The organism is Mesorhizobium sp. B3-1-6 (assembly GCF_006439555.1).
Classification (GTDB): domain Bacteria; phylum Pseudomonadota; class Alphaproteobacteria; order Rhizobiales; family Rhizobiaceae; genus Mesorhizobium.
Genome location: NZ_VFTM01000009.1, coordinates 48,665 through 62,262, shown reverse-complemented (window position 1 = coordinate 62,262; position 13,598 = coordinate 48,665). Strand labels below are relative to the sequence as shown.

General features: G+C 63.0%; 10 protein-coding genes. 4 read left to right on the top strand and 6 right to left on the bottom strand.

Annotated features, from left to right (window positions below; all coding sequences use genetic code 11):
- Positions 1–26 precede the first annotated feature (26 nt).
- A complete protein-coding gene (locus FJ414_RS10195) occupies positions 27–2,666 on the top strand; it encodes a UvrD-helicase domain-containing protein (RefSeq protein ID WP_140644123.1) in 2,640 nt (879 codons plus the stop codon).
- Position 2,667: 1 nt separating this feature from the next.
- Here FJ414_RS10195 and FJ414_RS10190 read toward each other — a convergent pair whose 3' ends face one another.
- The 6 genes from FJ414_RS10190 to FJ414_RS10165 all read right to left on the bottom strand — a co-directional run bounded on the left by FJ414_RS10190 (position 2,668) and on the right by FJ414_RS10165 (position 9,152).
- Positions 2,668–3,960, bottom strand: a complete 1,293-nt coding sequence (locus FJ414_RS10190; RefSeq protein ID WP_140644121.1) for a hypothetical protein — start codon at positions 3,958–3,960, stop codon at positions 2,668–2,670.
- 200 nt (positions 3,961–4,160) lie between these two features.
- Positions 4,161–5,210, bottom strand: coding sequence for an ABC transporter permease (locus FJ414_RS10185; RefSeq protein ID WP_140644119.1), 1,050 nt, complete (start codon positions 5,208–5,210; stop codon positions 4,161–4,163).
- The gene (locus FJ414_RS10180) at positions 5,207–6,004 is read right to left on the bottom strand and encodes an ATP-binding cassette domain-containing protein (RefSeq protein ID WP_140644117.1); all 798 of its coding nucleotides are present in this window, start codon (positions 6,002–6,004) and stop codon (positions 5,207–5,209) included. Before FJ414_RS10180 ends, FJ414_RS10185 begins: the two co-directional genes overlap by 4 nt.
- An 87-nt stretch (positions 6,005–6,091) precedes the next feature.
- Entirely contained in the window at positions 6,092–7,105 is a 1,014-nt protein-coding gene (locus tag FJ414_RS10175) for a substrate-binding domain-containing protein (RefSeq protein WP_140644115.1), read from the bottom strand.
- Positions 7,106–7,215: 110 nt separating this feature from the next.
- The gene (locus FJ414_RS10170) at positions 7,216–8,124 is read right to left on the bottom strand and encodes a sugar phosphate isomerase/epimerase (protein ID WP_140644113.1); all 909 of its coding nucleotides are present in this window, start codon (positions 8,122–8,124) and stop codon (positions 7,216–7,218) included.
- The gene (locus FJ414_RS10165) at positions 8,121–9,152 is read right to left on the bottom strand and encodes a Gfo/Idh/MocA family oxidoreductase (protein WP_140644110.1); all 1,032 of its coding nucleotides are present in this window, start codon (positions 9,150–9,152) and stop codon (positions 8,121–8,123) included. Before FJ414_RS10165 ends, FJ414_RS10170 begins: the two co-directional genes overlap by 4 nt.
- A gap of 198 nt (positions 9,153–9,350) precedes the next feature.
- Here FJ414_RS10165 and FJ414_RS10160 point away from each other — a divergent pair, with 198 nt between their 5' ends.
- The 3 genes from FJ414_RS10160 (at position 9,351) to FJ414_RS10150 (ending at position 13,593) form a co-directional block, all read left to right on the top strand.
- Positions 9,351–10,376, top strand: coding sequence for a LacI family DNA-binding transcriptional regulator (locus FJ414_RS10160; protein ID WP_140644108.1), 1,026 nt, complete (start codon positions 9,351–9,353; stop codon positions 10,374–10,376).
- Positions 10,377–10,542: 166 nt separating this feature from the next.
- Entirely contained in the window at positions 10,543–12,024 is a 1,482-nt protein-coding gene (locus FJ414_RS10155) for an esterase-like activity of phytase family protein (protein ID WP_140644106.1), read from the top strand.
- 102 nt (positions 12,025–12,126) lie between these two features.
- Positions 12,127–13,593 carry an MATE family efflux transporter gene (locus FJ414_RS10150; RefSeq protein WP_140644104.1) on the top strand — a complete coding sequence of 489 codons (1,467 nt, stop codon included), beginning with the start codon at positions 12,127–12,129 and terminating at the stop codon, positions 13,591–13,593.
- Positions 13,594–13,598: the final 5 nt, after the last annotated feature.

Here is a 13,598-nt window from a genome sequence, read left to right as displayed (position 1 = left end):
CTGCCGAATCACTACATTCGGGGGCGATGTCGGGCTTTTCCGAGGACATGCCTTTTTTCGATGAACCGAATGCGCGGCCGGCGGCGGCTCCATCCGGCATAGCCGCGCGCGCCATGGCGGCGCGCAGCGGCCAGACCGGCGCGCCCGATTATCTGAAGGGCCTCAACCCGGAGCAGCGGCTCGCCGTCGAGACGACCGAAGGCCCGGTTCTGGTGCTGGCCGGCGCGGGCACCGGCAAGACGCGGGTGCTCACCACCCGCATCGCCCATATCCTTGCCACCGGCAGGGCCTTCCCTTCGCAGATCCTGGCCGTCACCTTCACCAACAAGGCCGCGCGCGAGATGAAGCAGCGCATCGGCATCCTGATCGGTGAAGGCAATGTCGAGGGCATGCCGTGGCTCGGCACCTTCCACTCGATCGGCGTGAAGCTGCTTCGCCGCCACGCCGAGCTTGCCGGGCTGAAGTCGGATTTCACCATCCTCGACACCGACGACGTGGTGCGGTTGATCAAGCAGCTGATCCAGGCCGAAGGGCTGGACGACAAGCGCTGGCCAGCCAAGACCTTTGCCCAGATGCTCGACAACTGGAAGAACAAGGGTCTCGGACCCGACGAAATCGCGGAAGGCGATGCGCGCAGTTTCGGCAACGGCAAGGGCCGCCAACTCTACAAGGCCTATCAGGAACGGCTGCAGACGCTGAATTCCTGCGACTTCGGCGACCTGCTCTATCACCCGATCCGCATCTTCCGCGCCTACCCCGACGTGCTGAAGGAGTACCACCGCAGGTTCAAATACATACTGGTCGACGAGTACCAGGACACCAACACCGCGCAATATATGTGGCTGCGCCTGTTGGCGCAAAGACCCCAGTCAGGGCGCGCGCCATCGGCCGAAGGCCGCAAGCCCGACCGGGCGCCGGCCGGTCAGGCCGCCCCCGCGGAGGCCAGCGAGCGGAGCGAGCGCGCGGCCGTGAGCGAAAACAAAGTCAATATCTGCTGCGTCGGCGACGACGACCAGTCGATTTATGGCTGGCGCGGCGCCGAGGTCGACAACATCCTGCGCTTCGACAAGGATTTTCCGGGCGCCACCATCATCCGGCTGGAGCGCAACTACCGGTCCACCGCGCATATTCTGGGCGCGGCCTCGCATCTCATCGCCCACAATGAGGGCCGCTTCGGCAAGACGCTGTTCACCGACCGCGACGACCCCGAGGATGACAAGGTGCACGTCCACGCCGCCTGGGACTCCGAGGAAGAGGCGCGCGCCATCGGCGACGCCATCGAGGCCTATCAGCGGCAGAAGCACAACCTCAACGACATGGCGATCCTGGTGCGCGCCTCCTTCCAGATGCGCGCCTTCGAAGACCGATTCATCACGCTGGGCTTGAACTACCGCGTCATCGGCGGCCCGCGCTTCTACGAGCGCTTGGAAATCCGCGACGCACTTGCCTTCTTCCGCGTCGTCGCCAACGGCGGCGACGACCTCGCCTTCGAGCGCATCGTCAACGTGCCGAAGCGCGGGCTGGGCGAAGCCACCATCCGCCAGATCCATGACACGGCGCGCGCCATGCGCGTCCCGATGCTGGAGGCCGCCGCGACGCTCGCCGAAAGCGACGAGCTGAAGCCGAAGCCGCGCGCGGCGCTGCGCGAGGTCGCAGCCAATTTCGAGCGCTGGCAGAAGGCGCTGGAAACCACCCCGCACACCGAACTCGCCGAGACCATCCTAGAGGAGAGCGGCTACACCGACATGTGGAAGAACGACCGTTCGGCGGATTCGCCCGGACGGCTGGAAAACCTCAAGGAGCTGATCCGCTCCATGGAGGAGTATGAATCGCTCCGTTCCTTCCTCGAGCATGTCGCGCTGGTGATGGAGGCCGAGCAAGGCGAGTCGCAAGATGCGGTCTCGATCATGACGCTGCATTCGGCCAAGGGCCTCGAATTCGAGACCGTCTTCCTGCCCGGCTGGGAGGAAGGCCTGTTCCCGCATCAGCGCGCGCTGGATGAAGGCGGACGCTCCGGCCTCGAGGAAGAGCGCCGGCTTGCCTATGTCGGCCTGACGCGCGCCAAGAAGAACCTGCACATCTGGTTCGTCTCCAACCGCCAGATTCACGGCCTTTGGCAATCGACGATCGCGTCGCGCTTCGTCGACGAATTGCCCGAAACCCATGTCGATATCGCCGACAGCGGCAACAGCTACGGCGGCTACGGCAATCCCTATGGCGGCGGCGCCTTCGCTTCCGGGCGCGGCGGCGGCCGGCAGAATCCTTACGGCGCCTCGCGCTTCGACAATATCGGCGCCAAGGACCAGGGCAGCTTCTCCAACACCTATGCCACGCCCGGCTGGCAGCGCGCGCAGGCGAACCGCACCGAGGCGACCGACCGCAACTGGGGCACCCGCTCCGGCCATCAGGTGGAACGCATCGGCTATGGCGAGACAGACTCCGGCTACGGCGCCGGCCGCACCTCGGTGAAAGGCCGCACCATCGAGGGCGAGCTGGTCGCCAAATCCGTCGCCGACACGCCATCCGCCTTCAATGTCGGCGACCGCGTCTTCCACCAGAAATTCGGCAACGGCAACATCGCGGCCATCGACGGCAACAAGCTCACCATCGACTTCGACAAGGCCGGCCAGAAACGCGTGCTGGACGGGTTTGTCGCGCCGGTTTAGTCTATTGAGTAGCGGAATATTTTTTCACGAATTCGATTACGGGTTTTATCCATTTGAAAAACTCATATTTCTCCGCGATTTGTAGCAAAGAAAAGTAGTTATAAGTAAGCCACGAAACCGCGAGAACTCCAACGGCTCTCTCAACGCTGGCAGCTATATATCTTGCCGTTTTTCCGACAACGCCTGCGACGTACAGAAGAGCCTCCCTTAAGGCCGTAGATATTACGTTTGATACACTTTGAAATATTGAGTATTCAAATTTTTTCTCCGCAATCCCTGTTTCTCTCTTATCTGCCTCCAGTTCCTTTGCGGCGACCTTAACATCCGCATCGAAGACTTCGTGATCCATCATCTTAGAGAATACGAATATAAGATCGCCACTATCACCGACGCCTTCGACCAGAGAGTTCTGTGAGTATTCTATCCAACTCTGGAAATTTCTCAGGAAAGCTTCTGACTGAACCAACGCTGCCAAAATATAGGCTGCTGATGCTTCACCGAACTCCTCAGAAATCGAGGAGCTAAATGATCTGAAAATACTGACATTTATACCAAATGAGATGGGATGAAAATCGTCGTAGTTATTTGAAATCTCCCTAAGCATCCTTTTTGAGCATTTCTTGATTCTTATGTCGCAGTTAGAATTTTGTATGTCGTCATTTATATCGGATATGACTTCCGACAAAGTTACCAGCGCGCGCTGGGCCGAAGACCGAGCCATTCTGCCCTCAGCGAGACTCGGAATCTTCCGCTTTATAAGGGAAGAAGACGCAACTACTTCAATTGGAGCTAGCTTCTGAAGAGGTATGTCCCCGAACAATTCGACAACCTCAGGGTCATCTAAATCCCGAGGATCGATTTCTATTAGCTCTTCGCAAGCGTCAAAAAGATTCTCAACTGAATTTAATAGAGAATCAACTTCGTTCCATTCGTATCCAACAGCGCTAGTTTCCGTTATCACATCTTGCAATAGATTAACACAAGACTCTATTTTGTTGAAAAAATATTCCTTGTGATCAGAAAACCCGCCCTGAATCGATTTTTGATTTGTTAACTCTCTAGAGTCGGATACATCATAAACATAATTCCAAAGCTCGACGTCAAATTCTCCAAAATTACTCTCAAATTTTATTAAGTCTTTCAACATTGCCGACGATACTGCTCGCTCATTTACGTCAGGGGTTTTTTCAATATTATAGCGAGACTGCTCAAGTATGATATTTATGCGATCAAACACGTCAAATTGAGCTTCAAAGAATTTCTTTACAATCTGATATCCAGAAGATTTCTTCATTCCGCAGCCCCAAACCCACGATCAAGAAGTGGCCGGACTATCGCACAATTTCAGATTTATCAAAACTGCGACGTGTTTCTATCCCCTCAATCCGCCTTCTGGGCCTCCCATCTGCTTCGATCATATCGCCAGTGGTGAGCGCTATTTCCCTCAGTCCACTCCATCGGTCCCTTGTGCGCACCAGAAATTCGGGCAGCTCCTCACCTGTACCTTGCCTGGTTCCACTTATGGCCGAGCAGCGACAGGATGATGATCAGCCCGTTGAAGAACTGGACGTAGAAGCCGCTCAGGCCCGCCGCCACCACGCCGGTCTGGATGAAGGACACGGTGACTGCGCCGATCGCGCCGCCAACCACCGTGCCGATGCCGCCCCAGGTCGGCGTGCCGCCGACGAACACCGAGGCGAGCACCGGCAACAGATAGCCGTCGCCCGCCGTCGGCCACCAGGTGAAGTTGATCATCACCGAAAACGTGCCGGCGATCGCAGCGCCGATCCCGACGAAAACGAACACTTTCACCCGCACCCATTTGACGTCGATGCCCATCTGCCTGGCGCTGTCGGGATTGTCGCCGACCACCTTGACCTGCGCGCCGAAGCGATGGCGGTTGTAGAGCAGCGCCGAAAACACAACGAAGGCGATGGCCCAGAATATCTGCACAGGGATGCCCCAGACCTGGCTGGAGAAAATCCTGTAGGCCGAGCTGTCGGCAAGGCCGGTCAGCGCCATCGACTTGCCCTCGTTGATGATCTGGATCAGGCCGCGCAGCAGGAAATTCATGCCGAGCGTGGCGATCAGCGACGACAGCCCGCCATAGACCACCAGCGATCCGACTAGGAAGCCGAGCAGCGTGCCGGTGACGAGCGCCGCCGCGATGCCGAGGAACGGGTCGTAGCCGGCCTGCACCACCAGCGCGAAGACCCAGGAGGCGAAGCCCATGGTCGCCGGGAACGACAGGTCGATCTCCCCGCAGGTGACGACGAAGACCAGCGGCACCACCACGAACAGCGCCACCGGAAGCGTCGTCAGCACCGAGCTGTAAAGGTACCAGGTGGAGAACACGGTCGGGTTGGCGATTATGAACACCGCCATCATGACGACGAAGACGGCGAGCGTGCCGAGCGATGCACGGTTGTCGAGGACGAAGCCGCGCAGCCAGTGATCGGAGGGATGGTTCCATTCCTTGCCGACTGCCGCGCCGCGCGCGCTTGCAAGGGGCTTCTGCAGATCGGGTTCCATGGCCTTGCTCATCGCGCTCCGTGCTCCGCTTCGCCGGCTTCCTGCAGTCCGGGCAGCCCGCCCGGATGCGCGACGTCTTCCATGAAATTGATGAGGTCGTCGGCCGACTTGACGTCGCTACGGTCAGCGCTGAGCGCCACCTTGCCGCGGTCGAGCACGACGAAACGGTCGGCGATATCGAAGACATGGTGGATGTTGTGGCCGATGAACAGGATCGAGCGGCCGCTCGCCCGCACCTGGCGCACGAAGTGGAAGACCTTGGCGGTCTCGGTCAGCGACAGCGCCGTCGTCGGCTCGTCGAGGATGATCAGCTCCGCCTGCTTGTAGATGGCGCGCGCGATCGCCACGCCCTGGCGCTCGCCGCCGGAAAGCTGGCCGACGATCGACTGCGGCGTGAACACTTTCGAGGTGAAGCCGATCTCGCGCATCAGCCGGCTCGCTTCCTCGATCTCCTTGTTGACCTTCAGCCAGCCCATGAAGCTGGTGAGCTCGCGGCCCATGAAGATGTTGCGCACGATCGTCTGCTGCACGGCCAAAGCCCGGTCCTGGAACACCGTCTCGATGCCGGCGTCGCGCGAGCGCGCCGCGCTCCATCCGCTGACCGGCTTGCCGCGCACCAGGATCTCGCCGCTGGTCGGCTTGACCACGCCGGACAGGATCTTGATCAGCGTCGACTTGCCGGCGCCATTGTCGCCGATCAGGCCGACCACCTCGCCGCGGTCGACGCTGAGATTGACGCCGCCCAGCGCATAGACCTGGCCATAGGATTTCTTGATGTCGCGCAGTTCGATGATGCGTTCGCCCATGCGATCCTCGCTTGAATTGTCCCTCTGCCGGCCTTTGCGCCGGCGATCCGGCCGGCCGGGCCTAATCCCGGCCGGCGGCTTGGGAGGTCAACGCAGCGCCTGCTTGGCGAGCTCGGCGACGATCTCATAATTCTGCGGCGTGACGAAACCCGCGCCGGTATCGACATTCATCGGCGCCAGTCCCAGCACGACCTGCTGGCAAAGGCTGAGGATAGGCAGGTAACCTTGCAGGAACGGCTGCTGGTCGGCCGTCAGCTGCACCCAGCCGCCCTTGAAGGCTTCGACGATCTGCGGGCTGGTGTCGAAGCCGAAATTGAAGATGTCGCCTGGCTTTCGCCCCGCCGCCTGCATGTAGGTGGCGACATTGCCGAGCATCTGTCCGCCGGGATAGCCGACCGCCTTGACGTCGGGATGGTTGAGAAGTGCTGCCGTGATCACCGGAATGGCGAGATTGGGATCGGAAGCCCATTCGCCGCTCGGCGGCGAGGAGAGCTGGATCACCTCGACGCCCGCCTCCTTCAAGGCAGCTACCGTGCCGCGTTCGCGGGCACCGCGGTTTTCATTCTCGAACGGCCCGATCATGATTGCCTTGTCGCCGGCTTTCAGCTTGCCAAGCTTGAACGCCTCGGCGCCGAGCGCGCGGCCCTGCTGCTCCTGCTGCGCGCCGACATAGCCGCCGCCGAACGCTTCCACCACCTTCGGCACCGGCACGTTCTGGTACATCATCTTGATGCCGTCCTTATGCGCCTGCTCGGCCAGCGGCATGATCGCGGCATCGCCCGGATGGCCCATCATGGCGATGCCCTGTGGCTTGACAGCGACCGCCTCGCGCAATTGCTGCACCATTTTCTCGACGTCCCACTGAGAGAAGATGTAGTCGACCTTCGGCCCGAGATCGGCGGCCGCCTGCTTGGCGCCATTGTAGACGATGGTGCCGAAGGCGTCGCCCTCGGCGCCGCCGACGAAGAAGCGGATGTGCACGTCCTTGCACCATTGCGCGTCCAGCGCCTGTGCCGGCAAAGTGGAGATTGAGGCGCAGAGCGCCGTGGCGGCCGCCACGACGGTCGAGCGCAGAACAGTCCTTCTGGTCGTCATGCTCATGCACGTTCCTCCCTTTTGATCCCTCGCATCGGAGGGTTTTCGACAATCGCTCGGCGCGGCGCGCCGCAGTGCCGGCCGGCTCCTCCCGGCGACCAATCCTCAATTTGGCCTCAAGCCGGATTGGGCAGGTAGCTGGACCCTCCCCTGCATTGCTTCAGATAGTCGAGCGCGCGCGCCTGGCCGGTGATCTCGAGATCGCCGCGATAGACAGGGTCGTGCCAGCCCTCGATGTCGATGGCGCCCTTGTAACCGGCAAGACGCAACTCGCTGATCACCCGCGTCCAGTCGCTGTCGCCAAAACCCGGCGTACGCATCTGCACGAACGGCAGGCGGCCGAACACGCCGTGCTCGCGGATCACGTCCCAGCGCACGGTGGCGTCCTTGCCGTGGACGTGGAAGATGCGCGGCGCCCATTTGCGGATCTGCGGGATCGGGTCGATCAGATAGACGAGCTGATGGCACGGCTCCCATTCGAGGCCGAGATTGTCGTTGGGCAACTCGTTGAACATCAGCTCCCAGGCATCCGGGTTGTGGGCGATGTTCCAGTCGCCACCCGCCCAGTTGCCGTCCATCGCGCAATTCTCGAAAGCGATGCGCACGCCCTTGTCGGCGGCGCGTTTCGCCAACGGCCCCCAGACCTCGCGGAAACGCGGCAGGCTGTCGGTCAGCTTCTTGCCGCGGATGCGGCCGGTGAAGCCGCTGACCATGGATGTCCCGAACAGATGCGCATTGTCGATGACGGTCTCCCAGGCCGCGAGCACGCCACGATCGACCTCGCCGCCTTCCAGCGGGTTGCCGAACACGCCGATCGACGACACGGTCACGTCGGCATCGCCGATCGCCTCGCGGATTTCGCCCGCCAGGCGCTTCAGGTCCTTGCCGTCCAGCGTCTGCCAGAAGAAAGGCTGAATGCTCTCGAAGCCGAGCGGCAGGATCTGCCTGACATAGGCGCCCGGGTCGTCGAGATTGGCCCGCACCATGGTGCCGATCCTGATGTCGAGAAGCGGATTTGCCATCATTGTGCTTCCTTGACGATTGCCACGCGCCGCCCGCTCTCCGCGCTCTCGATCGCGCCGAAGACCATGGCCAGGCTTTTGAGGTTGTCGGCGCCGCGCGTCTCCGGCTCGGCGCCGGTCTCGATCGCGTGCATGAAATCCTTGATGATGCCGAGATGGCCGTCGACGCGGTCCGTCGGATCGAGCGGCGGCACTTCGATCGGCTGGGTCTTGTCGATGATACCATCGCGGCCGGACGCAACCACCTCCGCCTTGAGCCCGTCATGGCCGTCCCACAGCACGCTGCCGCGCTCGGCGACGATGCGCCAGCTGCCTTCCCAGCTGGTGCGGAAGCCGTCCGCGCACCAGGAGCCGGCATAGGTGAACACCTTGCCGCCGCCGAGATCGAAGACGGCGCTCGCCGATGAGCCCTGCCGATACCAGGAACTGGCCGGCTCCCATTCCTGGCAGTAGACGCTGGCCGGTTCGCCGGCGACCATGTAGCGCGCGGCGTCGAAGGTGTGGATCGCCATGTCGAGCAAGAGCACGTGGCGCATCTCCTCGCGAAAGCCGCCGAAATGCGGCGCGACGAAGAAATCGGCGTGGATGCTAGTCGGCGCGCCCATGGCGCCGGAGTCTAGGAAGCGCCTGATGCGCCTGACATTGGCGACGTAGCGCCGGTTCTGGACGACGGCATGGACGCGCCTGGCCTTGCGCGCCGCCTTGATGATGGCGCGCGCATTGTCCGGGCTGTCGGCCAGCGGCTTTTCGGTGAGCAAATGGCAATGATGGGCGAAGGCCGAAAGCGCGACTTCGCGGCGGGCAGCCGGGACCACGACATCGAATACGGCGTCGGGCTTGGTCTCATCGAGAACGGCGTCGAGGCTTGTGCTGACCACTGCATTGGAGAGCCCGTATTCGCGCGCCCTCGCTTGCGCCCGTTCGGCATCGAGATCGACAAGGCCGGCAATGGCGAGCCCGTCGATCCGCCTTGCGGCATCGAGCCAGTGCTTGCTCATGGCTCCGCACCCGACCAGGACGACCTTCATCATCCAGCACTCCTCCCGTCCGGGCCCCTCCAGGCCGAAGTGTCACGGCGTCCACGGCATCAACCGTAAACGTTTTTCCGTAAACGTTTACGAGAACACACCCGATGGCGTAGAATGTCAATCGGCTGCTTGTCGAAAATTGTCCCGAAGCCTTGGCCTGAGCGGCAGCCGGTGCTAGCCAAGGCAGGGGGAGAACCGTCCTTGGCGTCCAGCATCCACGACCTTGCGCGTCACCTGAACATTTCGATCGGCACCGTGTCGCGGGCGCTGAACGGCCGCGCCGACGTCAATGCTGACACCCGCCGGCGCGTGCTGGAAGCCGCCAAGCTGCTGAACTACGCGCCCAACCAGTCCGGCCGCAGCTTGCGGCAAGGCGCCACCCATTCCGTCGCCTTCATGCTGCAACCGCATCCGGGTGACCAGCAATATGGCGAGCCGTTCTTCATCCCGTTCCTGACCGGCCTGCAGGCGCGACTGGCCGAAAGCGGGCTCGACCTGATCGTGGTGATGGGCGCGCCTGGCGACTACCAGCAGGAGCGCCTGCGCCGCGTCGTCGAGACCCGCCGCGCCGACGCGGTGGTGCTGGCCTGGACGCGGCGCGAGGACGAACGCATCGACTATCTGACCGAGCGAGGCTTTCCCTTCGCAACGCTCGGCCGCAGCCGCTCGGGCGGCAAGTCCTACCCTTCGCTCGATCTCGATTTCGAGAAGGCGGGCAGCGACGCGGTCGACCGGCTGGTCGCGCGCGGCCATCGTCGCATCGCCGCCATCCGCCCGGCGCTCAACCTCAATTTCGGATATCTCTTCCTCGACGGCTATCGCAAGGCGCTGAAACGGCACGGCATCGAGGTTGACCTCGGCCTGATCGCCGACGGCTTCATCAACGAGGCCGGCGGCTACCAGGTGACGCCGCGCGTCATGCTCTCAAAGGACCGACCGACGGCAATCATCTTCAACAACGACGCCATGGCGCTCGGCGGCTGCAAGGCACTGGCCGAGATGGGCATCCGGCCGGGCCACGACATCGCCGTGACCGTCATCGTCGACACGCCGCTCTGCCGCTATTTCTCGCCGACTCTGACAGCCTTCCGTCCATCGCTTGAGCCGATGGGCCGGAGACTGGCCGAGATGCTGCTCGCCTCGCTTCCCGCCTTCGCCGCCCCCGAAGGCACACGCATCATCCGCGAGGTTTGGCCGCTGGAGCTGGTCGTTCGGGAGAGCGATTGAGCGGAAGCGCTTTCCTTCTCCCCCTGTGGAAGAAGGAAAGAACCTCCGCCTGTCACGCAACCATCACGTTCACGTCCTAGACCGCTTGGCGGCCAGGGCTGGCCGCATCGTCGATGCCGCGCCTTTTTGAGCCACTGGCCGCTCTGCTCGTCAAAAGGGGATATCGATGAAACACCTTAACCGAACCGTCGCGCTCGGCGCGGCGCTTGCCCTGTTCACCGCCCTCACCCCGGCGCTCGCCGATGGCGTCGCCTATGTCAACAAGGGGCTGGTCGGCATCGGCCGCATCCCGGCCAGCCAGAAGGACAAGTTCGGCGAGACCTTCGGTTCAGGGTCCGGCATAGCGATCGACACCAAGTCCTGGGCGCGTGACGGCGCCGGCTACAAGGGCTCGCTCTGGCTGCTGCCGGACCGCGGTTACAATGTCGTCGGCACCACCGATTATCGCCCGCGCCTCAACACCATCTCGATCGAGCTGGCCCCGACTGCCCCCGGCGCGGCGCCCGCCGCCGGACAGGAACAGTCTGGCGTGAAAGCGACGCTCGCCGACACGATGCTGTTGACCGACGACAAGGGCGCCGACGCCACCGGCCTCGATCCGTTGAACGGCGTGCGCGAAGCCGCCGGCGACATGCCGATCCTGCCGCAGGCCGACAACGGCAAGCTGGCGTTGGATAACGAAGCGATCGCACGGCTGCCGGACGGCACGATGTTCATCTCCGACGAATATGGCCCCAACATCTACCGCTTTTCGGCCGACGGCCACCTGATGTCGGCGACGCAACCGCCCGCGGCCCTTGTGCCGATGCGCCACGGCAAGCCGAATTTCGCTTCCGACAACCCCGGCCCGGGCGCCGCCGAGCCCGATCCGAAGGATCCCGAGACCGGCCGCCAGAACAACCAGGGGCTCGAAGGCATGTCGATGACCCCGGACGGCAAGTTCCTGATCGCCGTGCTGCAGTCGGCGGCGCGCCAGGACGGCGGCGATTCCGGCTCGACCCGCCAGAACACCCGCGCGCTGGTCTATGATGCTTCCGACCTCGCCCACCTCAAGCTGGCGCACGAATATGTCGTGCCGCTGCCGGTGTTCAAGGATGCCAAAGGCAAGACCAAGGTGGCCGCGCAGAGCGAGATCGTCGCGCTCTCCGACAAGAGCTTCCTGATGCTGGCGCGCGACTCGGGCAACGGCCAGGGTCTCAAGGGCGACGAGTCGCTCTATCGCAAGATCGAGATCGTCGACCTTTCCGCCGCCACCGATATCGCCAACGGTCCGTTCGACGCGGCCGACAAGCCGGTCGCGCCGAAGGGCGTGCTCGACCCGTCGGTGACGCCGGCCAAGCTTACCTCGTTCATCGACATCAACGACAAGGGCGAGCTCGGCCGCTTCGGCCTGCACAATGGCGCGCCGAACGACAAGGACAACCTTTCGGAGAAGTGGGAGGCGATGTCGCTGGTCTCCGTGCTCGATCCGAAGCTGCCCGACGACTATTTCCTGTTCGTCGCCAACGACAACGACTTCCTCACCCAGGACGGCTTCCAGGTCGGCGCTTCGTACAAAGCCGAGGATGGAGCCGATGTCGACACCACCTTCCTCGTCTATCAGGTGACAATCCCCGGCCTGTCTGGGAACACTGTCGCCGGCCAGTAACCGGCGACGGGCGAATGCCCGTCATCCCGCTGATCCTGAAAAGGATGCATGACCATCAGGCCTGCGATACCATCGCGGGCCTGATTCATTTTCGGTGCTGCCATGGATGACAAGAAGCCCACCCGCCGGCGGACCGGCGACCTGACCAGCGGCCCCATTCCGCGCACGCTGCTTCTGTTCGCCCTGCCGGTGCTGGGCTCCAACGTGCTGCAGTCGCTGAACGGCTCGATCAATGCCGTCTGGGTGGGGCGCTTCCTTGGCGAGGCGGCGCTGACGGCGACCTCCAACGCCAATCTGGTGCTGTTCCTGATCCTTGGCACGGTGTTCGGTATCGGCATGGCGGCGACCATTCTGGTCGCGCAGTCCGTCGGCGCCCGCGATCTGCCGGAAGCCAAGCACATCGTCGGCACCAGCGCCACCTTCTTCTTCCTGGTTTCCGTTGTGTTCGCGGTCTGCGGCTGGGTCTGGGTCGACGCCATCCTCACCGGGCTCGGCACGCCGGCGGATGCCTTGCCGCTGGCGCGCGCCTATCTGCGCATCATCTTTGTCGCTGTGCCGATGATGAACCTTCTGTCCTTCGTCATGACCGTGCTACGCGGAGCCGGCGATTCGCGCACGCCGTTTGTCTTCATGGCGCTGGCGGTCGTTCTCGACGTCGTGCTCAATCCCCTGCTGATCCGCGGCATCGGCCTCTTCCCCGAGCTCGGCATCGCCGGCTCGGCGACTTCGACGCTCATAGGCCAGACGGTCAGCGTGATCGCCATCCTGATCGTGCTCTATGCCCGCAAACACCCGCTGCGGCTGGCGGGCGCCGATCTCGCCTTGCTCAGGCCCGACCCGGCCCTGCTGCGCATCGTCGTCTTCAAGGGTATCCCGATGGGCCTGCAGATGATCGTCATCTCGGCCGCGGCATTGACCGTGATGGGCATCGTCAATTCCTACGGCTCGCAGGTCGCTGCCGCCTACGGCATCGCAGCCCAACTCTGGACCTATATCCAGATGCCGGCTCTGGCGATCGGCGCCGCCGTCTCCTCGATGGCGGCGCAGAATGTCGGCGCCGGGCGCTGGGACCGCATCGGCAAGGTCGCGGCGTCCGGCGTCGGCTTCAACCTGGTGCTGACCGGCGCGCTGGTGGCGCTGCTTTTCGTCTTCGACCGCGCGGTGCTCAGCCTATTCCTCAGCAACGACAGCGCCGCGATCGACATCGCCGCCCACATCAACAGGATAGCGTCTTGGTCATTCATCCTGTTCGGCATCACGATCGTGCTGTTCGCCACGGTGCGCGCCACCGGCGCCGTCATGCCGCCGCTCATCATCCTGATCATCTCGGTGTTGATCATTCGCACCGGCTTTGCCTATTCCATGCGCAGCGTCATCGGCCAGGAGGCGCTGTGGTGGAGCTTTCCGGCGGGCTCGATCGCTTCGCTGGTGCTGGCCGCCGCCTATTATCGCTTCGGCCGCTGGCGCACGATGCATATGATCGAGGATCGGCCGGCCGCGGGCGAGCCGCCCGACACCGGCCTTGGCGTGCCGCGCCAACGCGCGCAGCTCCTGCCGGAGACCGAATAGCCAAG